Genomic DNA, 24,306 nt, shown 5'->3' with positions numbered 1-24,306 from the left:
TATGATATATTTATATATAATTAACATTACAATCTGATATTAAAGATTAAGATGATTAATTTTTTTATTTTTTTAGATTTTTTAAATGTTATTCCATGATTTAAATTTGAATAAAATTGTAGAATTTAGGGTTTTTATTTTATAATTGATAATTTTTAAGAAGAGATCAAAGTCTTTATTTATTAGAATTTTTAATATTTTTATATAAGTAAATCTAAATAGAGTAATTAGTTAGGGATATGTAGGTTATTAGAATTTTTTCAAAATTATCTGGATTGATTCTCCTGATTTTCATGGTTTCGACAACTATAAAATTTATATTTATAAAAAAAGAAGACTATTTTACTATGATTTTGAATTTGCAACTTGCCTGTAAACATAAGAAGAATTTACCAAAAAAATCTGATTTTTATCATTGGTTGAAAGCGGTGGTTGTTCATTCTCCACCAGAAAAAGAAATTAATATACGCGTAGTAGATACAGAAGAGATGAAGTCGTTAAACTATAAATTTTGTGGTAAAAATAGAGCGACTAACGTTCTTTCCTTTCCGTTTGAAAACATTCCTGGCATTATATTTCCCTTATTTGGTGACTTAATTATATGTCGACAGGTGGTGGAATTAGAATCTTCTACACAAGATAAATCACTTTCTTCCCATTGGGCACATATCACAATTCATGGGTTTCTTCATTTATTAGGCTATAATCATATTTTTGAAAATGAAGCAGAAATTATGCAAAATATAGAGGTTAAATCATTGATAAAACTCGGTTATCCTGATCCTTATATTGTAGAAAGATAATCTAATATATTGGTTCTTATAGATGATGTACATCATAATATATCTCTTATGATTATAAGAGACTGCATAATTCTTTATTTTTTTAAAGAAAGCTAAGATATATGGTAAAGAAGATGTATAAAATTTCATGAATCTTTTATATAAAAAAATTGTGTAAACCTAATAAAATATATTTCAATTGCTATCTTGTTATATGTAAACTGAGATATTATTGATAATAATTGGAATTATATTCTATGGTAATTAATCATATATTCTTCATATATTTTATATTGTTATTTATTTAAAATAATAACTAATTAGAATTCTATATTAGATGGATCGTTTTGTTCTCATAAATTTTACTGAGATGAACGAAAGTTAGGTTAATCTAGAATTATCCATGGTCTACAGTAGTTGATTTATCTATATCGGAAAATATTTTTACGTTTTTTATCAAGAAATAAAAAAATAACTATTTTCTCTAACATACTGAATTATATATTATCATTTATTTGTAATAAGTTTTCAACTTATGACATATTATTTATAAGATGTTATATTCAATACAACTGATTATTTATGGATAATTTATATTAAAAAAGTCAAACTTATAGTATCTTTATTTATTTTTATTTCATTTATAATTTTTATAATTATATATTATAAAATAAGCGGTGGTATTATAAAATTATAAATTTTTTAACGTATATTTTATTAGGTACTTTTAACTATAGAGATTGGAGTATATTGTAATTAGATAGTAATTTATTTTTCGTTTAAAAGAATATGTTTAATTAATAATCTTATAGAAAAATTTTGTCACTCAGATAAATATAATCTAATTTATTTTAATTTTAGACAAATACCTAAATAGGTAAATTGATTTTTTTATTGACAGAGATTGTAACCTTCAGTGTCTTAGTTTTTACAAACATAATTATATAAAGTACAATCATATTGTAGAATAGTAATCTAAATAGAATCGTAATAGTTGATTACTTATTTTCTATTATTGATTGATCTTACTAAGAGCGTATAGTAGATAGCGCTAGAGTCTAAGTTATTTCTCGTCATATAGAAATATTTTATTTGAAATTTTTCAATATCATGAATTTAATCGATGTATTTAATTTTATAATGAATGGATTTATTATTTGAAATATAGTTAAGTTACTTGAAAGTATATAAGAAATATATTTCTGGATAAAAATTAACATATTGTTTTATCTAGTTTAGATGTTGATAGTCTTATTTACAACGTTAACTTGCAAAGTTTAACATAATATTAATTATACGTTTATATATTAAAGAGATATAAAGTGAGGGGTAAGTGATTTGATTATAATCAGATCATATATTTTTTTGAAAATTAAAAGTATCAAGATACAGTATAACATTATCTTAAATAGCTATATTATCTAGTCGATATGTTATAAGGATTTTATATTAAAATTATAATGCACTTATATTTAGTTTGGAAGAATACCATTAGTTATGTGATAAATATTGGTTACAATCAACAGTGGATCCGTTTGTTATTATCGTTAACGTCTGGCGCGATTGGTACGCTTAGTTTTTCTCCTTATAACATCTGGCCTGCCGCTATAGTTTCAATATTCGGTCTGCAGACTTTAACACTTAATCGCACGACTCACCAGATGAATTGTATTGGTTTTGTATGGGGTCTAGGTTTATTTGGAACTGGGATTAGCTGGATTTATGTTAGTATTGATTTGTTTAGCAGTATGTCTTGTGTGATTAACATTCTCTTGATTTTCTTTTTTGTGTCTTATTTGTCGTTTTATCCTTTTTTATTTACTGTACTTCTTAATTTTTGTTGCAGAGAGATCTCTTTTTTACGTTTTGTTGTTGTATCCCCAGCGTTGTGGCAAGTTACTGAATTTTTAAGAGGATCGATGCTCACTGGGTTTCCATGGTTACAATTTGGTTATAGTCAGATTGATGGACCACTAAAATTTTTGGCTCCGTTAATAGGAGTCGAAGGAGTTACTTTTGCTTTAGTAAGTATTACTGGTTTAATGGTATATTCTGTGTTACAGAGGAATATCTTTTTTATAACAGCAAGTATATTGTTATTGCTAATACAATGGCCTTTTCGTATGTTTTCCTGGTTTGAGCTTTTACCAGACCGGTCAGTTTCAGTCGCGTTAGTACAAGGAAATATTGCACCGTCATTACAGTGGGATTCGGATCATTTAAGTCATATTTTGAACATTTATTCTAGATTAACTGATCCTTATATAGGAAAGATACCAATTATTATTTGGCCTGAATCTGCTATTCCAGATTTTGAGACTAACCAGAAGTCATTTCTGCAGACGTTCGATCAAAAATTACGCATGTCAAATACTATTTTAGTTACAGGTATTCTAGATAATCGACTGAAAGAGAATACCCAAAAGATTTATAATTCCATAATTGTCTTTGGCGCTAATCAACCTTATAATTATTTTAACAGTAGTCGGTATCAGAAAAACCATTTAGTTCCCTTTGGGGAGTACGTTCCATTAGAACATTTTTTTCGTTCGTTGAGTTTTTTTTTCAATTTTCCAATTTCTGGATTAAGTAATGGTTCATATATTCAACCTTTTCTCAAAGCTGGAAAATATAATTTATCGGCTTCTATATGCTATGAAGTAATTTTAAGAAAAAAAATACATGATAATTTTCGCGCAGAAATTGATTTTTTTATAGTACTATCTAATGATGCATGGTTTGGGAAAAGCATTGCTCCTTGGCAACATATTCAAATGGCTCAAATGCGTTCTCTGGAGTTAGGTCGTCCTTCATTATATAGTAGTAATAACGGAGTTACTGCTATTATTGATGCTAATGGTAAAATTACACGTGTTATGCCACAATACATCAGTGGAGTTTTAGTTGAGAAAGTAATACCAACAACTGGATTAACTCCCTATGCCCGCTGGGGAAACTGGAGCGTTTGGGGTATAACTTTATCTTTTCTTACGGTTAGACTAATTTTTATTTTTTTATCATATATAGAGGAATAATATGTTTTGATCTGATAAATTTATTTCTATACAATTAAATTGAGGAAATATATGTAACTTTTTGTACTCTAAATATTAGAGGATCATGCACGTGAGTCATATTTTCAAATATAAAATTAATATCGTATTTAAGAATCTTCTGTTCAGAAGAGTTATTATTTGAATAAAAATATGCACTTTGTTATTTAATTTTAGTAAATAATAATTTTTATATATATTTCTATACTTCATCTTGGTTTTTATTGTGTTTAGAAGAGATTTTATTGTCTCTATCATTTAAATGAATTATTTTAAGTAAGAATTAACTATCAGTATTGATTAGTATCAGGAATAAGTTTAAAGAGAGTTTAAAATATTTTAGGTAATTTAAGAAAAATACAAGAAGAAAATAGCTTGTTTATTAAATCAATAATTAATCATGAACCAATAATATTATTATAATAGGAATAGTTAATTTTGGTTAAAAGTAATATCAATATTCTATTTATGATTTATTATCATATGTTATATTAACTCAATTTTTTATTGAATAGATACAAAAACATTATGGTATTTTATATAGCGTGCATAAAAGACACGTATCATAACAATTATGTAAGTCATTTATTTAAATTATGTTTCTATTTTAAATTAACAAATGTATTAAATAAACTACCTGTTCGGAATAGATAGAGAAATCTAATATTTTATCTTAAAATTTTACAAGTAAAATTACATAATCTATTTTATAATTAACTAAAAAAATAAAAGAAGTCTTTTAAGACTATAAGTTCATATTTTGTGAAATATATTTACATTGATTAGATAAAATTTGTATTTCTGTTCAATAGACTCTAATTTTCAGGTTTTATAGAGGGGGAATTCTTGATTATTTGCAGAGACCTTTTCTCCTTTTTAAGAAGAAGTTGGTACGTTTAGAGATATGAGCAATAGAAGTATGAATATGTTTGATTAGATCAATAATTTTTTAAATTTAAATTTAATACTTATCTATTTCTTATATATTGATTTTTTTAAAAAATATATGCATTGTCCATTTTAAGGTTAAATAAAATTGGATTAAAATATTATTATGAAGAATATTTTCTATTTTTTATGTATTGGAATTTCCAGTGATATGATAATGGTTAATAGAGTGATACTTAACTAATATGAAAGGACTGAATGTATGTATTTTCCCTTGTTTTGGAAAACGATTTATTTTTTGATGAGTTATAGGTATTATAAAGCAATCAGAATTCATTTATAATTTATTGGTCTTTTTACAAAAATTAATCATAAAGGCACTTAATCATAGTAATATTGAGAGATCAGTTTTATCTATTTTTATTTGTCTATTCCAAGGTCAATAGAATTAATTTTTATAGATTACTATAAAATAAGTCATAAGATCTGATATGTATAAGTTATGATTAGAATCATACTAACTTAAATTAATTTACCAGTAATGCACTATAGTGATAATATTGAGAATTAGTCTGTTTTCCTATAAAATTTAGAATTTGCATTAAGATTAAAATTAATAAAATAGAATAAGTTATATTAATATTATTAAATTTTTTATTAAAAATATAACATAAAACAACAAGATGAAATATAGATATATAAAATATTCAATACTTTTTTATTTATCTATAAAGTCTAGAAGATATTTTTTATATTAGTACAAGTACCTTGTGTACTTAATATATTGATATCATGACAATGATATATTGATTTCTAGAAAATTATGTTGATGATTTTATAAATTTTGCGATGAGATAAACTCGGATTAAAGGTCATCGTCATTGTATTTTGAAATAATTTAGTAAATTATTACTAATTTTTATAGTTTAAGTATTAGATATTTGAAGTAATATGGGTTATGTAGAATATTTAGATAAATGATCATAGTTATTTAAGGTTGTTACTATGCATAATCTACTTGAGGTTATTCTTGTTATGTTAATAAAAGCGAGTAGTTTATATTATGAGGTGCATTTAGAATAAATTTAAGACTTAGAACACAACTATAATTGTATTATAGAATATGTAATTTTTTATTATGTATTTTAATAGTGTGTTTTTTAATCATAAAGTTTTTAAGAATTAATTATATGATTAGGATCAAAAGAATAGCGTGTATTTTTTATCTCTGTTATTAAATATTATTTAGTATTTTCTAGAAAAATTTTGTTTTAATTCTATTAAGATTAAATAAGGCTATTAGTTTTAGATTTTATAATTCGTAAACATGATCTATTACTTAATTTTTATAATTAGATATAGATTAATTTGAAGTCTCCATTTTTTTAAAAATTATAGCTTTTTTATATTTTAGGTGTAAGTATGTTTAATAGAATTAAATTCTAATCCATTTTTATTGACTTAGTATTAATATTTATTACTCTAATTATATCTCAAAGAGATATAAAGTACCTATGATCTTAGGGTCATAGCGAGGTATTATAGATAATAATTATTTCATATATTTATCCACCCCCCTATAGATCACTAAATATAACATCAGTAACTCTTTTCATACTAGGAAAAATATAAAAATTATTGATTTTATGATAGAAGGGGAAATTCGAATATTTTATATTTTTAGAAACAAGATTTTTTAATGTTAAATATGACTTTAATATAATTATTTTCTGAATGTTTTAATTTTTATGAAGATGAGTAATTAACCAACAGCTATGAAGAGGGCGGGAGTGAAAAAAATCTTTTGGTTTTGTTTTAGCACTTAATTCAGTTACTTTTAATTTTAACAGGTTTAATCCAGTTAAATTTAGTTTAAAACTACGTTTATTATTAGAAAATATGATAGAGCCATTATCATGAAGCAAACGTTTTAAATTGGTGATTATTTCTAGATGATCACGTTGAATGTCAAAATTATTTTTCATTCGCTTGGAGTTAGTAAATGTAGGAGGATCAATAAAAATTAGATCAAATTTTTCTATACTCTCATGTAACCAATTTAGACAGTCAGTCTGAATAAATCGGTGATTATGACCTGATAATCCATTCAATAACATATTGCGTTGAGCCCAATTTATATAAGTATTTGATATGTCAATAGTAGTAGTACTCAATGCACCACCTAAACCAGCATGCACGCTAGCGCTACCGGTATAAGAAAATAAATTAAGAAATTTTTTTCCATTACTCATTTTTCCTAATATTTTACGTGTGTTCCGATTGTCAAGAAATATACCAGTATCTAGATAATCAGTTAAATTAACCAATAATTTTGCATTAAACTCCATGATTTCTAAAAATTTTCCATTGTTATTAAGCTTTTGGTATTGCCTGTTTCTTCCCTTTTGTTTAGTACGGATTTTTAGTATAATTTTATTTAGAGGTATATCCAATACATCTATGGTCGTGGTAATTACATTAGATAGACGTTGTTGTGCCTTAGAGGGATTAATCGTATGTGGCGCTGAATATTCTTGAATTAAAATCCAATCACCATAACGATCAATAGTTACTTTATAATCTGGTAAATCGCAATCATAGATCCGATAACATTCAATTTTTTCGACCTTTGCCCATTTATCTAATTTTTTTATATTTTTTCGAAGACGGTTAGCATAATCTATAATATATTGACCAGATAGAAGAAAAAAATCTATTGGGCTTCTGAGCATGGATTCATATTTTAGCACACAGTTATTCACGTTATTACTCTTAAAATTTGATTGCATATACTAAAAGTATTCATTCTATCTTTATGCATTCAAGTATATTCCGAAGATATGTGTTTTGATGATCATGATTGTTCATCATATCTATGAGCTAGATATAAATGATAGTATAAGTAGGTTTTTTTATAAAATTAAAGAAAAGATGATGAAAGATGTTTTGGTTATACTTATTAATAGTAGATTAAGTTATTGTTTTAATATATATCAAAGATCCTATCTGCTATGTACATCAGAAAAATGCTCTAATCAACGTTGTTCTTCTATACACTACGGTTGTTAATTATGATTACTAGAAGCATAGGTTTTTACTTTTCTTTTCATTCTATATCTTTTTTATTTTATATAGTTTTTAATTAATCAGACTAATCACTCCGATTTTTTATAATACATAATGTGTTGTTTTATTATAAATAATCTGTAAGAAGTCTTGAGTCTAACTTTGGTATTATAAAATATACTCAGTTAATTTTGTCAAAATAACAAGAGATGAAATAAATATTTAACGAATATGCATTATATAGCTATGAGTATTACTCGAGAGTAATAATATATATTTGATAAATGATAACACGCCTGTAATATTTGTTTTCCGAAATTAAATTAACTAGTTATCTAATGATAACCAAAGAGTAAATCAGATATATTTTATTTTAAGCAATATAATTAGAACAAAGAAATGGTATGGCATAAGATACGGATGGATATCGTATTTTTAATAGAAAAATACTGATTATTGTATCCTTCTATAATATTAGAAATCATTCACTATTCAACTGGTTTGTTACTTTATAATTGTTTTTGATGTTTTGAAAATAAAATTTTAATTAATAATTGATCTGTGTAATGTTAAGTCACAAGACATGAAAAAGTACCAGTTATAATTCAGAATTTATTTTATCAATAAAAGATATATAAAATGAACTCTAATCAAATTTGTGTATCATTTAATAAATGTAGACATTGCTAATTTTTTATCACACTTTCTCATGGTTTTTTGCCTTGAAAGTAAATGATATAATCATCATAATATCTTATTACGCTTATTATCATTTGTAATATTTTAGATTAGTATTATAATACTGAATGCACAGAGAACAAACGAATAGATTATAGAGTTAATTGATATGACTTATTTTAATTAAAGTAGAACAATCTATATGCATCCTAATATGCATCCTAATATGCATCCATTACATCTTACGTAATAGTAACTGATTATTTTATAATATTTGATATATTAAAAATATAAATTTCGGACGTCATAAATAAATTATTATGATATATTTAAATTGTTGAAAAATTGTTATTTTATAGATAACTATCATAAATATGTGTTTATGTAGTTTACAAATAAGATTTTTGATTTCATATCTAAACCTCAGTAGATAATAGTGATAAATTGATAACATGAATATGTGGTATGAATGAAAATTTTGTATATTAAAAGATTTTTATGATTAAGGTTTCTCAAATAGTTATTTAGTAGTTTCATGTATAAAAAATAAAATATATATTGTATATTGTACAAAAATATTGTTTTAAAATGACAGTTGCGAATGAATAACATAGAAACACTAAATCAATTTAGTTTTTTTCATTAACCGTAATAATTACTTTGACATTACAAAAACATTAATAATTTAGTAATCAAAATTTATTCATTAAGAATGGTACATTTTATCGATCATATTAAAACATTTTATGAACCAACTAAATTCGCTAAGTATTAGAGTAGATTCTGATTGCGTATCATATTTTAATGGGTAGATACGAGATAGAACCTCGGTCTGGTAAACGTCAAGAATTATTATTTAATTGTTTGACACATGGTCGATATATAATTTTAACTTAATATTACAAAATAAAGTAATAGTGATCATTTTCATTCTTATAAAAGAAATAGAAAAATTTATTCATATAAATTTCATAGAATACACCTTCTTGCTCTAAAGTAAGACAAGGTATAAGTGAGTGCGTATCTATAAAAACATAGAAGTTCATGATAGACTATATTCTATGGTAGAACTATATTGGTCATAATTAGAGTTAATCTAGTAGTAGACTATGTAGATATTGTATTTGATCACTTATTGTCATAGTAGAGATTTGTTAAATATTATACTAAATAAAAGACTTTCTTTTCTTATTTTATATAGATCTATTAATAATAGATACATTAATTATCTATCTATCTAGATCTATATGATTTTTATTTTAAAAAAACATCTTTAATCTATGGAGAGTTAATATATAAGTTATAATATAAAATTATATTAATTATCATCAATAATTATAATTGATGATTTAGATCATAGATTATTGTATCTGAAAAGACAAAATAATCTTGGCAAGAATCAGTTTTTAAAAATTACTATTTTAGGTTGTAATAATTATTTTTTATTTGATATGATTTAATCAGATGATTTAGGCTTTTAGTGATAATTAAAGTAGAATTATCGCGCATCGGCAGAATGTTTTCTATTAAATTGCGGTAATTAACTTGATACCATATTGTGTTAGCAATGCGCATAGCTTCTTTTCTAGATAATTGAGAATAATAGTAAAAATAAGATTTTTGATTTGTAAGAGCGCTTTTTCTAAATCCAAGAAAACGGTTAAGATACCAAGATTGAAGTAAATCATGTGATGCATCAATATAAATAGAGAAATCTATAAAATTTGATGTACAGATCGTGTTATCAAAATACGGATAATTAATTCCGCTTTGCAATACATTTAATCCTTCTAGTATTAGAACATCAGGTTTTTGAACTATTTTTTTCTTAATAGGAATTACATCAGAGACAAGATGAGAATATAATGGAGCTATGACTGGAGAAAATCCGGATTTTATATCTGAAACGAATTTAATTAAATGGTAAATATCATAAGATAAAGGAAACCCTTTTTTCTTTATTAAGCCTCGATCTCTAAGGGCCGAGTTGGGATACAAAAACCCATCAGTACTAATTAGTTCAACGTATCTATATTTTAAATAATGATTCAGTAATATCTGTAATATACGAGCTATAGTGCTTTTTCCAGAAGAAACGCCACCTGTAATACTAATAATATAAGGGATTTTCTGTTTAGGGCTATTAAAAGGTTTTTGGATTATGTCTTGAGATTTCTCATTGGAATTAATATAAAAATGAATTAAATAGGATAAAGGAAGATACACTTCCATTATTTCTTTAATCGAAAGCGCTTTATTAATTTTTTTTAATTGAGTAATTGTGGTGTCTGAAAGTATCATTAATATTAAGTGATAAAATTCTTCCAATCGGTTGCAGTTCAAAGATAAATAAAATTTAGTAAACATGGAATATTGTTGGTATGGATATTACTATTAGTGATTACACGTCCATTTTATACTATAAAAATTAATTTATCAGTTTAGGTTGATAAGTCTTATTAGTTAATAAGACGAAAGATATTATAGAATAATTCCACATGAACTTTCAATACATATAGCAATCAAATAAATTAGAACAAATCTCAATTTAAGAACAGGAAAAGATTCTGACTGTATTTAGATCATCTTAGTTTATAAACAAATGTCATGGTCTTTATTATAAAATTAATTACTCAACGTTCTAGTAAATATTCTAGTCAATATAAAATTTTGTGCAACTGATTTAGAAGAGGTATTTTGATGCAATGAACAAATTATTTCTTAGAATATATTGACACATGTGTAATGTTGACATATTAACATCTTTATAAGAACATGATGAATGATACTACAATGCTTTTATTTTTTACTATTACTAAGATAGTTTCATGTTAATATGTTTGGTGTTTAGATTAAATTGAGTTTAAATAGTCTGAAAAATTCAGTTTATATTGAAAAATATAGTTTATAATTTATTATATTTTACCTTTATTCATACAATGATTATGTATATTAAAATAACTTTATTTTAAGAGAAAATCTAAATTTTAAAGCAATAAGAATAAGATAATCATTTTTAGATGATTTTTTATGAGAACATTTGATAGAACGATGTTAAATTATTTGAAAAGTTTTATTAATTCATTATTGATTTCAGAAATTGTCCGTGCACCATTGATCTTATGATACGTTGTGTTACCTAAACATGCCTCTTGTTGATAGTAATGAATAAGAGGAGAAGTAAGATGGTGATACTCTATTAAACGATGATGTATAGTTTCTATTCTATCATCTTCTCGTATAATTAGTGGCTCTCCAGTAATATCGTCTTGTCCAGTTATTTTAGGAGGATTAAAAATAGAATGATATATTCTACCAGAAGCTTCATGTATTCGACGCCCAGTGATTCTATTAATAATTAATTGATCTGGAACAACAAATTCTAATATTTTATCAATTTTAATGCCCATATCTTTTATAGATATAGCTTGAGCTATAGTTCGTGGGAATCCATCTAATAGGAATCCTTCTGAACAATCATCTTCAATCAGACGATTGTTAACTAATTGAATTACTAGTTCGTCAGGAACCAATTGACCAATGCTTAACAATTGTTTCACTTGTCGACCGAGTTTAGAATCTAATTTTATAGCTCTACGAAACATTTCCCCTGTTGAGATCTGAGGGATGTTATATTTTTTTATAATTAATTGGGAGTGAGTTCCCTTTCCAGTACCTGGAGCTCCAAGAAAAATAATACGCATTGTACTAATCCTTTTAACACTAAAGAGTATTAATACTCATAGACCTAAAAAACAATGCAAGTGATTTTTTAAAAAAGAATGTTTTATTGAGATATTGAAGCATAAAATATGAAATAATATCAATTATCTTTTTATTTATATAAGATACGATTTTGTATATCGATTAGTATAATTTATTATTTTTCTTAGACAGATGATTTCTCTAGTTCAGCCTAAGATATTTTCTGCACATATTACGATCAATCATATAATATTACTTTCATAGTAGCTTTGGATATAAAAATATAGATTCTTATGCAATGTCTGTATAAGAGATTTTTTGTATATTATTCTTTAGTATGTCAAGATCAAGATTCTTTTTCGTGGTTTTTTCTAGATCTAGCTGAGCATCTCAATGAATAATATTTTTTATTTGGTTAATAGAAAGTGACTTGTTATTCAATGACCTTATTGTTAATAAAACAGATAATTTTATATAAAAAATAATCTTTTTTAGTAAAAATTTTTTATCAAAATCATCCAATTACTTGATTAAAGATTCTAGATTTTATGAATTGTTCTTTTGTTCTAAATTGAAAGAAATAGACTTTGTATTAGTTAATATTCTTAGAATAGCATTCTTTTTGTCTTTTAAAATTAGATTTCTTGATCTAAAAGATATTCATGATATTTTATCAATCATATTTTTAGGAATTTCACGTTTAATTTAATTTAATATAATTAATCTTATTTAAGATACATCATTGAATGATAAGAGATTTTTTATTCTTTTTGTATAGACTCGTTCTATTATTATATTTTATCTATTATTGTATTTTACATTGATTAATTTTTTTTATCACTTTACTAACGGTATGAAAAGATCCAAAAACTAAAATTATATCTTTTTTTCTTGTATTTTTCAGCGCATCTATCCATGCTAACTCTACTGATGGAAAGGCTTTTGCTTGATTAAGATATGATATAAGTTTTTTAGCAGTACTACCATATGCCCCCTCTAATGAGGCGCAATACCAATAATCTATGTCTTGGGTAAGACAGGAAAATGTGCCGGAAATATCTTTGTCATTACGCATACCGACTACAGCATGTATTTGTGCTTGATTTTTAATTTCTATAAGTCTTTTGGAAAGATATTGCGCTGCGTGGGGATTATGCGCTACGTCAAGAATTACTCGAGGTTCTTCAGATATTATTTGGAACCGACCAGGTAAAGACGCTTGATGAAGAGAAAGGCGAATGTTGGTTTCATCAATATATAAGGGAGAGCTTCTCAACGCAGCAAGAGCGGTAGCGGCATTATTTATTGGTATTTTCGGTAAAGATAGATGCTCTAGGCTTCCATGAGCATCATAGAACGACCAGCTATCAGTAGCTACTTTATAGGACCAGCTAGAGTTGCATTGCTGTAGAAGTGCACCTATTTCTGTTGCCACATCTTTAATCGACTGTGGCGAATGTGGATCTCCAATTATTGCTGGTTTTCCTTTGCGAAAGATTCCAGCTTTCTCGCGACCAATTTTTTCACAGTCTGTTCCAAGCCATATCGTATGATCAAGCGCGATATTAGTTACTACTGCTACATCTGCATTAATAATATTAGTAGCGTCTAGACGCCCGCCCAAGCCAACTTCAAGGATCAAGACGTCTAGAGATTCTTGTTTAAATAACCATAATGCTGATAATGTACTAAACTCAAAATAAGTAAGCGGGGTATTAGAGCGTCCTGTTTCAACTTCTGAAAACGCTGATGTATGTGCGATATCTGTTAACTCTTTTCCTTGAATACGTACACGCTCAGTATAGTGTGTAAGATGTGGAGAATTATACACTCCAACTGTATAGCCTTCAGCTAACAACATAATTTCTAGAGCCCGACAAGTCGTACCTTTGCCATTAGTTCCAGAAACAGTAAATACAAGAGAAGAGGGAGTTAATAGATCTAGTACGGCACCTACGTGCTTGACACGCTTTAACCCCAGAGCAATAGGCTGGCTATGGAGATATTTTAAATAATGTAACCAGGTTCCTATGGATGATGTTTTTTTAGGTAAGCTATTCATGTTTTAGGTATGTCAAGTGAGTAAATATTTATATAAGATAAGACATTTCTTTTTCACAATAATCTATTTTTTAGTCTCTAGTTTTGAGTAAAGAGGTGTTAAGCACTTCTTTCGGAATAGGAAGATTCATTATTTTGGATAACATACTAGCAATCTTGAATCGTATAACTGGGCGTCGCAAGATCATATCAATCGCTCCTTTTTCAATGAGGAATTCACTGCGCTGAAATCCTGCTGGTAGTTTTTCACGAACTGTCTGTTCGATTACGCGTGGCCCAGCAAAACCAATTAGTGCATTTGGTTCTGCAATGTTGAGATCACCTAACATTGCAACACTAGCAGAAACTCCTCCCATTGTAGGATCAGTTAGAACTGAAATATATGGCAATCCTTTTTCTTGCATTTTTTCTAGCGCAGCACTTGTTTTTGCCATTTGCATAAGTGATATTAGGGATTCTTGCATTCGAGCTCCCCCTGAAGATGAAAAACAAATCATAGGACAGTGATCTTGAATTGCTTGCTCTACTGCGCGAACAAAGCGTCCTCCAACTACGGATCCCATGGACCCCCCCATAAAGAAAAACTCGAACGCTGCTGAAACAACCGGGATACCACACAAAGTACCTTTCATCACTATTAATGCATCTTTTTCGTTAGTCTCTTTTTGGGCAGAAATCAATCGATCTTTATATTTTTTAGAGTCTCGAAACTTAAGTATGTCTCTAGGTTCCATTTCACTAGCAAGCTCAAGAAAAGAGCCAGAATCTAAAAAACTACGAAGACGATCACGACCATGCATGCGCATATGATGATCGCATTTTGGACACACTTCTAGATTACGTTTTAGTTCAGCACGATATAGGATCTGTCCGCAGCTGCTACATTTTGTCCATAGCCCTTCAGGAATACATGCTTTACGTAATGGAGTAATTCTCCTTTTATTAAGAATACGTTCAATCCAACTCATCGCTAACCTGTGATGTTTCCTACAATTAAGTTTTGATCTGATAATCTAATAAGATTATAGTATATAATACAATGTTTCTTTAAACATATATTTAGAAGATTGAGCTCTACATTATAATACACTCACATAAAATGTTTATATTTTAACATATATTTAAATGTAAATTCATTATTTTATTGATAACTATTATTCGTTTATCATATGTAAATTATCATATGTAAATTTTAATAGTTATTAAACTTCTTCTTACAAGAAGATCAACAAATCTCGGTTGTTATCATTATTGGTATTTTTATTATTTTTTTATCCTTACTAGCCTAACCATGATAAACTAGTCGCTTACAAGGATTTTCTATGTATCAGGATCTTATTCTTTCTGAACTGAATCAAGCAGCAGATACGTTAACTCTCTTTCTTCAAAAAAAAGAAAATATTGAGTTAATACAGAGTGCAGGGGTGTTATTAGCGAATGTCTTTAAATCAGGAGGAAAAGTTTTCTCTTGTGGTAATGGTGGGTCACATTGTGACGCAATACATTTTGCAGAAGAACTCACTGGTCGTTATCGAGAAAATCGTCGAGGATATCCTGCAATTGCTATTTCTGACATCGGTCATTTTTCCTGCGTGAGTAATGATTTTGGATATGATTATGTTTTTTCACGTTATATTGAAGCTGTAGGTAAACCAGGCGACATTTTACTTGGATTGTCTACTTCCGGATCCTCAGTCAATGTAATTGAAGCAATAAAAGCAGCATACTCTAAAAACATGAAATCTATTTTTCTTACAGGAACAGATTATGCTACAGTGAACAGTATTGCGGATGTGGTAATTTGTGTTCCACATTTTGGCTACGCTGATCGAATTCAGGAGGTTCACATTAAAATTATTCATATCTTAATATTATTAATTGAGCAAGAAATGAAAAGATTAAAGTGATTACTGTTATATAGCGGTGTATATATGAAAAAATCAAATCTAATAGGAACAAGTTAAATACTTTATTATGAAGTTCCTATTTTTATGGTATTAAATTGATACTATTTTTTTAAAAATTAAAGAATCATGAAATAATTGTTAAGAGAGGATTTATGAAATATAGAAAATGCTTAATTGTAGTCTGAATACTAAAGTTTTTGAATAAATAGTTTTAGAATAATTAATGTATTTTTTATCGGATTTAATGTATAAAATAATATATGTGAAACGGTAGATTGATATTTAATTTGTTTAGAATATACTCTATTCTCAGTGACATAGTTTTTCCTATTTATATTTAAAACGGGTCTAAGTAGAATACCCTATAGATTAATTTAATTTTAATTGTAAATGATTATAATGATTATTCAGGAATTATCAGATATTGATTCTCTTGTTAAGAAAATATCTTTTATGATTTATTAATTTAGTATTTTGTATATATATCTTATCGTATAATACATAGGATAAGATATCTCGTTTGTTAAAACAATAGAGTTAATTTCTAAAGACATAAACTATAAACTAATTAATCACGATATGTAAGTTATAAATCCAGTTTGATCAAATTAAAAAAATTTATTTAAGTGTTACAAATCTAAATAAAGATATAATTATTTTAAGTGGAACTAGAAACGTTCTTTTTATCTGAAGTGGTTTCTCGGAAATGAAATAATACTTGATGATGCTAGAGTCAATAATACTCATAGTGTATTAATGATTAAATTGAAGCGCAGTTTTAATATTAGATCTAGAATAAAAAAGAAGATTGACTGTATTATAAATTAAAATATCTAAAATTCATGTTTTATTAAAGGTATTTTATGTGTCAAGTAATCTGGTGTGATTTTTTTGTGATCATCGGTATTTATTTTTGAAAAAAAAGATGATCATAAAAAAATTTTGCCTCTGATTGAATAAAAAAATTAAATAGGTAGTAGCGCTTAAATAATTTGGATTTTTTTGGGATACTTCTTAAGTAAAGAGAACAGTTAAAATCTATATGAATGATTTAGCTATAGATTATTAAGATAATTAATATGAGAAATTTTGAATTATATGATATTTATTTTCTAGTAATATTTATTTTGATAAAAGCATCAAATACATCATATGACGCGTGCTTAATACGCGTGCATATATTGTTCGAGGAAATTGACACAAATTGATTAATAGGATCAAGAACGCTGTTTCTAATTTATAAACAATATCTTCATATTGATATAGAAAATTAAATGATTCAGTAATGATGTATAAAAATTTTCGTAAAATTATTCTTCTCGTTTATCAACAGCAAAGAGTTTAATTAAAGTAAAATTTTATTTAGCCTATTTTAGAGCACTAAGAAAAGTTTTCTAGATGAAAGTTAAATTATTTTTCTCACTTCAAATAAATGTTTTTTATTGATAGAATAACTTAACTAAATTTATAATAAGTATTATTAATGCGTTATTCTCTAGCATGTTTCGTTATCAATTTTTATATGAATATGATAAGATATCTTATCACTTTAACAGTAATGACAATCTTACTGTTTATAGCTAATTATTATATGAACATCTATCAAACACGTTTGATCAAAAAAAACAATCCTTGATATTAGGTGATCGGATATAATTTAGAGTATCTCTCAGGTTATGAGAGAATATATTTATTTTAATTCTGTTAGTGTATTTCATAGATGAACCATAACATGTTAGTTTGTTTAGATCTTTGTTATTCCTAAATATCTAATAAATATTCATATACCTAGTAAATTAAATTTAGAGTTTATAAATTATTTTATATCGCATCATATAAAATATCATAAAATAGAAAATATCAATATATAATTTTTATTTTGCCCAATATAATTAATCATCAAATTAAGAAAACTGTTTATTTTTTAGTATATTGTGTATTACATTATATTTTCTAAAAAGTAATGAGACTAATTTATCTTACAGTTCCACTTTTTTATATAATTAGTAAGATAGTAAATTATCTAGAAGAGGTTTTTTATTTTAATGTAGTCTCTTTTATTGGCTTATCTTCTATAGGATATTAAAAGTGAGGAGAATTTTGTGCTAAAAGAATACCGCAAGCATGTTGCAGAGCGCGCTGTTAACGGAGTGGTTCCTCAGGCCTTAGATTCCAGACAAATAGTTCAGTTAGTAGAATTACTAAAATCGCCCCCTAAGGGAGAAGAGGAATTTCTCTTAGATTTATTCACTTATCAAGTACCTCCAGGTGTTGATGAAGCAGCATATATTAAAGCTTCTTTCCTCTTTTCTATTGTTAAAGGTGAAGTTAAGTCACCGTTAATTAATTCTGAAAAAGCGGTTCAATTATTGGGTACTATGCAGGGCGGTTATAATGTTAATGCCCTGATCTATGCACTTGATGATAATAAATTAGCTTCTCTTGCATCTAAAGCCCTTTCTCACACATTATTAATGTTTGAGCGATTTTATGATGTTGAAGAAAAAGCAAAAAAAGATCATCTACATGCCAAAAATATTATACAGTCCTGGGCTAATTGCGAGTGGTTTTTCAGTCAACCGCAAGTCCAAGAAAAAATTACTGTTACAGTCTTTAAAGTAACTGGCGAGAGCAATACTGATGATTTATCTCCAGCCCCGGATGCATGGTCCCGTCCTGACATTCCTCTTCATGCCTTAACAATGCTTAAATATCCTCGTCAAGGTGTTATGCCAGATGAGGAAGGGCATATAGGTCCAATACAACAGATTAAAACGTTAAAAAAGAAAGGTTTTCCTGTAGCTTATGTTGGTGATATTATTGGTACTGGTTCGTCACGAAAATCAGCTGCGAATTCACTATTATGGTTATTGGGAGAAACAATTCCATACATTCCGAATAAGAAGAGAGGTGGTGTATGCTTAGGTGGAAAAATTGCTCCTATTTTTTTCAATACCATGGAAGATGCAGGCGCATTACCTATTGAAGCTGATGTTTCAAGAATACACATGGGTAATGTTATTGATATTTATCCATACCGTGGTGAAATTCGTAATCATGAAACAAATCTACTTCTTTCGCGCTTTAAGCTAAAAAATCAAGATTTATTAAATGAAGTGCGTGCAGGTGGGCGTATTCCATTAATTATTGGTCGTTCTTTGACAATAAAGGCTCAACAATCTTCATGCTTATCAATTAGTAGAATGGTACAACCAGAACATAACTCAGTAGTCAGAACAAATGGTTTTTCTTTAGCACAAAAAATAGTTGGCCGCGCTTGTGGACTTAAAGGAATTCTACCAGGCACTTATTGTGAGCCTGTGATTAGCTCGGTCGGATCCCAAGATACTACTGGACCTATGACTCGGGATGAATTAAAAGATTTAGCATGCCTTAAATTTTCTGCAGATTTAGTATTACAGTCTTTTTGTCATACTGCAGCTTATCCGAAGCCTATAGATCTAATAACACATAATAACTTGCCTGATTTTATCATAGATCGTGGTGGAATTTCTTTGCGTCCAGGGGATGGAATTATCCATAGCTGGCTAAATCGGATGCTTCTACCAGATACGGTTGGGACTGGAGGAGATTCTCACACTCGGTTTCCTATCGGGATTTCATTTCCAGCTGGATCTGGTTTAGTGGCGTTTGCCTCCGCTACAGGAATAATGCCTCTTAATATGCCAGAATCCGTTTTAGTAAATTTTACAGGTACGATTCAATCGGGTATTACTTTGCGTGATATAGTACATGCAATTCCATTATATGCCATTAAATTAGGTCTTTTAACTATTGAAAAACAAAATAAAAAGAATATTTTTTCCGGTCGAATTCTAGAAATCCAAGGTTTATCCAACTTAAAGGTAGAACAGGCTTTTGAGTTTTCAGATGCCTCTGCTGAACGGTCTGCAGCTGGATGTGTTATTGATTTAAGCCAAGATTCAGTTATTGAGTATCTTCAATCTAATGTAACATTATTAAAATGGATGATTTCAGAAGGTTATAGAGATTCTCAGACTATTAAGCGACGTATTGATCAAATGGAAAAATGGTTATTACATCCTCATCTATTAAAAGCAGATAATAACGCTCAATATGCTGAAATAATTAATATTAATTTAGATGAGATTGTAGAACCTATATTATGTGCACCTAACGATCCGGATAATGTTTGCTTTTTATCTGAAGTAGAAAACACAAGAATTGATGAGGTGTTCATTGGTTCCTGCATGACAAATATTAGTCATTTTCGCGTAGCAGCAGAGTTATTAAAAAAATGGCAAAAGAATGCTTTACCAACACGTCTATGGATAGCACCACCGACTAAAATGGATATAGAGCAACTAAAACAAGAAGGTTACTATAGTATTTTTATCAATAGCGGTGCCCGAATGGAGATGCCAGGATGTTCTTTATGCATGGGCAATCAGGCACGTGTATCGAATGGTTCGACTGTTCTTTCAACTTCCACCCGAAACTTTCCTAATCGTCTCGGCACTAATGCTAAAGTATTTTTAGCATCCGCCGAATTATCTTCTATAGCATCTTTGTTAGGAAGATTGCCCAGCTGTATTGAGTATAAGGAATTTATGAAACAAGTAAATGATATTTGTTTGAAAAACTATAATTTTTTAAATTTTAATCAACTATGTAAGAATGACAATAAAAATCTCAAAGTAATTTTTCAAACTTAGATATAAATTAGTGTCATTGTATCACTACAATTAAAAAATTGTTTAAAATATAAAATTTGATAAATCATTCTAATGTGTCTTAATAGAGAATTAATCTAAAGTTACTTTTTAATTAGCATATAATGGAATATCAATAGATATTGCGTGAGAACTACGTTCTTAACGATTACATAATAATGTATATTATTTATTCGTAATTTGTTAAACGATATTATCTTTATCGCTTAAGACTTATTAATAAGTAAAGGAAATGATGCCTAATATAGAATTTAAGCAATATAAATACCTAACAAAAATAATAAATGATACTTTTGACAGAATATTATGCATATGTTAGAATATTCTCTTATTAAAAGAGAGATATGGCATTAAGCTATGATGTATAATAGATATCTATAAATACTGTAAAAATGTATAATTACATTAAGAATAGATATGGTAGTACATATGTTAATATAAATAATTAGTTTAGAAAAAAGATTGAATTATTGCGAAATTTCAATAAATTTTCTTGATTAAGAAATGAGATTATGCAAAAAAATTTGCATCTTAATTGGTTTAATATAACTAATCTAATATCAATAATAATTTCAAAGCGATTTTCTGATTCTATGTAAATAGAGTTCTACTGACGTGCCAAGCGAGATATATTTGGAATATAATCTATATTACTGCGCCAGACATTGATTTCTAATCCACCACGACGGGTATAACGAGCATACACGCTCAGAATTTCTGGGCTGCAATAACGCAATATGTCATAAAAAATTCTCTCTACACAATGCTCATGGAATTCATTATGTTGTCGATATGAAATTAAATAACGAAGTAATGATTCATGATTTATTTGTGGTCCGCGATAGCTAATTTGTATTGTTCCCCAATCAGGTTGTTGTGTAATTAAGCAGTTAGACTTTAGTAGATTACTCATTAATTTTTCTTCGACAACACACTGATTAGTAGAATTTAGTAAATAATCAGAATGCAATGTATACTTATCTATTACTATATCTTGATTGTCGATACAAGTTCCATCTAAATATCCAATAGATTGTCCTTCTATATCCTGTATATAGAATAATCTGACTCTAACCAATCCGGTTACACATTTATTTAAGTCGAATTCAATAGTTTGGCATACTTCATTAAAATCGGTAAATTTTGTTTGGTTAAAACTGTTTAAATATAGTTTAAAGCTTTTAGATTCAATTAGGTTTATATTTTTAGCATTAAATACTACTTCTCCAATAGAAATTTGGGGTAAACCCTGTTTATTTAGCCAAGATAGTTCATATAACATCCAAAGATCTTCGCCATAACATGGCGTGTTGTATGAACTGATATCTAAAATATCACGATGTAATCGTCTTGGAATAGGATACAATAGTGTAGGATCATAGGCAGTATGGTATTGTGTTTTTTTCCCTAGTAAAAAACTATACATAGGATGTATATCATTATTGATAGGTTTAGACATCGCTTCTCCTTAGCATAAGGATACCATATTTATGGTAGACAAGCTTAATGTATTTTATTCTATGGTATCTATTTATTATGAATCTAGAAAAAACTTCTATATTTATGTAGAAGAATCAATAGGTGTATATCGCTAAATTTATAGTGATTTTTAATCGTATGGATGATATGTCGTATATTGAAATAGGTTAAATCTGAAATGCTTTCTAAAATTATGCGTTTAATAAATAATATATTTATATTTTCTAATAAATAGAAATCGTCCTAATTACTTATAACAACCCTTCCACTAAATAGAATTCATTTTCTTACCTTTCTATAACATATACAAGGCAAGCTCAATACCATTAAGATTATTGATTATAACAAGATCTAATATAATATTAATTATATCAACTGATAATTCATTTTTAAATAAATCATACTAATTAATAAAGGAAAGGAATACTTAATACATATAGCCCATATTATTTAAATAACTTTATTTTTCATAAAAAATAATTTATTAAATAACTATTAATTTATTTTTTTTGAACCATATTATCAATGGATAATAACTGAAGAGATGATAGCTATTTCGAATATGATTTGATCCTATCAAAAATAATTATAAAATGTAATATTAAGAATAAATATAAAATAAAAGATAACTTTAAAAAATAAGTTTTTATTCTACAAAATACAATTTTTCTTATTTTTAGGAAACGATCCATTATCTAAGTTGTGACTAAGATAATTAAATTTTATAGAAAGATTACTTAATTTAATTTCATAATAAAGATCAATAACTCTTATAGTTTTGAAAATATTAACGAAGTTATAAAATAAAAGGAGATCGGTCAGATCTCTGAATTAGGGAAGCTTACTAGATAATAAGGCAAAAAAGGCAGTATGTCTATATTATAAATAGAAACCTTTTAGACATTATTAAAATAGATAAATTACCATATTACAACTTATAAACATTGATTTATTTAGAGTCTTAATTAGTTAAACTGAGTTTCAATTCACATTCTGTTTATTATAGCTATTTTATAATAATTATACAATATGAGTTAATGTTTTATTTTTAATATAAATAAATTGTCCTAATCTAGGATTGAGTAGATATACTGGATTATTTTTAATAACTTAAATAATATTTGTTTGACTTTAGTATTATGTCAGTCTATTTAAATAGAATCAGTGGTCATGATTTATCTGCTTGATAAGTGTTTATCGGTAGTTTTAATTGACGATAGGCATGTTCCATCAAAGGTAAGGCTTGATGTATGGCTTTTGTGTTAGGATAATCTCTTAAGATGCCTTCAACACGATTAATCACTGCTAAATAAGCTTTTCGTTGAGAATAAAATTCGGCTATAGATAGTTCATATTGTGCTTGACGTTCTCTTAAATAAGAAAGATGTTTTTTTGTTTCTTCAGCATAGGTACTCTTAGGATAGTTTTGCAGAAGTTGTTTAAAATCTTGTAAAGCATTCTTAGTGTAAATTAAGTCTCTATCGGAACGATTAATGCCAATGAAATCTTGTAAAAAATTTTTATCTCGTGCCATGTTGGTTAGACCGCGTATATATATCACGTAATCAATGTTTTTATGATCTGGATTTGCTCGTATAAAGCGATCAATTAGTTCTAGCGCCATAGACAAATTATCATTCTTATAATATGCGTATATTAAATTAATTTGTGCTTGTTGAATATACGGACCATATGGATAACGGTTACAAAATGTTTCTAATTTTTGAATAGTTGATTGTACATTGCCATCGTGAAGAATATTTCCTGCATTGTTGTAAATATAGGAAGGTGGTTGTTCGGATTGCGTATTTACAGACCCGGAGCATCCGATTGCTCCTAAACTTAGGATAGTAGTGGCCATTAAGTATTTTATTTTTATCATAACTCCTGTTTTATCCTCAGATTAATGTTATAACTGTATTATTGAGTTTTTAATAGTAGTGAAATTCTAATGTTTTATTATATTATATAG

Annotated in this window: 10 protein-coding genes and 1 pseudogene; 4 read left to right on the top strand and 7 right to left on the bottom strand. The window is 27.2% G+C overall.

Annotated features, from left to right (window positions below; all coding sequences use genetic code 11):
- The first annotated feature begins 347 nt into the window (after window positions 1-347).
- Window positions 348-803 carry an rRNA maturation RNase YbeY gene (ybeY, locus tag HACICURT3053_RS01805; protein ID WP_157992037.1) on the top strand — a complete coding sequence of 152 codons (456 nt, stop codon included), beginning with the start codon at window positions 348-350 and terminating at the stop codon, window positions 801-803.
- Window positions 804-2,281: 1,478 nt separating this feature from the next.
- Complete coding sequence (lnt, locus tag HACICURT3053_RS01800; protein WP_232037547.1) at window positions 2,282-3,817, top strand: apolipoprotein N-acyltransferase; 1,536 nt, start codon at window positions 2,282-2,284, stop codon at window positions 3,815-3,817.
- Between the two features lie 2,645 nt (window positions 3,818-6,462).
- Here lnt and rlmKL read toward each other — a convergent pair.
- The 5 genes and pseudogenes from rlmKL to accD all read right to left on the bottom strand — a co-directional run.
- Window positions 6,463-7,404 (bottom strand): annotated as a pseudogene (gene rlmKL, locus HACICURT3053_RS01795) (bifunctional 23S rRNA (guanine(2069)-N(7))-methyltransferase RlmK/23S rRNA (guanine(2445)-N(2))-methyltransferase RlmL); the annotation flags it as partial.
- Between the two features lie 2,479 nt (window positions 7,405-9,883).
- Entirely contained in the window at window positions 9,884-10,834 is a 951-nt protein-coding gene (gene coaA, locus HACICURT3053_RS01790) for a type I pantothenate kinase (RefSeq protein ID WP_157992034.1), read from the bottom strand.
- A 692-nt stretch (window positions 10,835-11,526) separates the two neighbouring features.
- The gene (gene adk, locus HACICURT3053_RS01785) at window positions 11,527-12,171 is read right to left on the bottom strand and encodes an adenylate kinase (protein WP_157992033.1); all 645 of its coding nucleotides are present in this window, start codon (window positions 12,169-12,171) and stop codon (window positions 11,527-11,529) included.
- Window positions 12,172-12,977: 806 nt separating this feature from the next.
- Entirely contained in the window at window positions 12,978-14,234 is a 1,257-nt protein-coding gene (folC, locus tag HACICURT3053_RS01780; protein ID WP_157992032.1) for a bifunctional tetrahydrofolate synthase/dihydrofolate synthase, read from the bottom strand.
- 70 nt (window positions 14,235-14,304) lie between these two features.
- On the bottom strand, window positions 14,305-15,201 hold the full coding sequence (gene accD, locus HACICURT3053_RS01775) for an acetyl-CoA carboxylase, carboxyltransferase subunit beta (protein WP_157992031.1): 897 nt from the start codon (window positions 15,199-15,201) through the stop codon (window positions 14,305-14,307).
- A gap of 354 nt (window positions 15,202-15,555) precedes the next feature.
- Between accD and lpcA the strand changes: the two genes are divergently transcribed.
- Both lpcA and acnB read left to right on the top strand, forming a co-directional pair.
- Window positions 15,556-16,140: a D-sedoheptulose 7-phosphate isomerase gene (lpcA, locus tag HACICURT3053_RS01770; protein ID WP_157992030.1), complete on the top strand. Its 585-nt coding sequence runs from the start codon at window positions 15,556-15,558 to the stop codon at window positions 16,138-16,140.
- Window positions 16,141-18,242: 2,102 nt separating this feature from the next.
- Window positions 18,243-20,837, top strand: a complete 2,595-nt coding sequence (gene acnB, locus HACICURT3053_RS01765; protein WP_157992029.1) for a bifunctional aconitate hydratase 2/2-methylisocitrate dehydratase — start codon at window positions 18,243-18,245, stop codon at window positions 20,835-20,837.
- A 625-nt stretch (window positions 20,838-21,462) separates the two neighbouring features.
- On the opposite strand, the gene queF is transcribed toward acnB, so the two are convergent.
- Together queF and bamD are read right to left on the bottom strand one after the other, a co-directional pair.
- Window positions 21,463-22,314, bottom strand: a complete 852-nt coding sequence (gene queF, locus HACICURT3053_RS01760; RefSeq protein ID WP_232037546.1) for an NADPH-dependent 7-cyano-7-deazaguanine reductase QueF — start codon at window positions 22,312-22,314, stop codon at window positions 21,463-21,465.
- Window positions 22,315-23,502: 1,188 nt separating this feature from the next.
- Window positions 23,503-24,216: an outer membrane protein assembly factor BamD gene (gene bamD / locus HACICURT3053_RS01755; RefSeq protein WP_157992028.1), complete on the bottom strand. Its 714-nt coding sequence runs from the start codon at window positions 24,214-24,216 to the stop codon at window positions 23,503-23,505.
- Window positions 24,217-24,306: the final 90 nt, after the last annotated feature.

This window comes from Candidatus Erwinia haradaeae, assembly GCF_900698855.1.
Classification (GTDB): Bacteria; Pseudomonadota; Gammaproteobacteria; order Enterobacterales; family Enterobacteriaceae; genus Erwinia_E; species Erwinia_E haradaeae_F.
The sequence above is the reverse complement of the archived record's forward strand: the minus strand, read 5'-3'. Positions and strand labels throughout refer to the sequence as shown.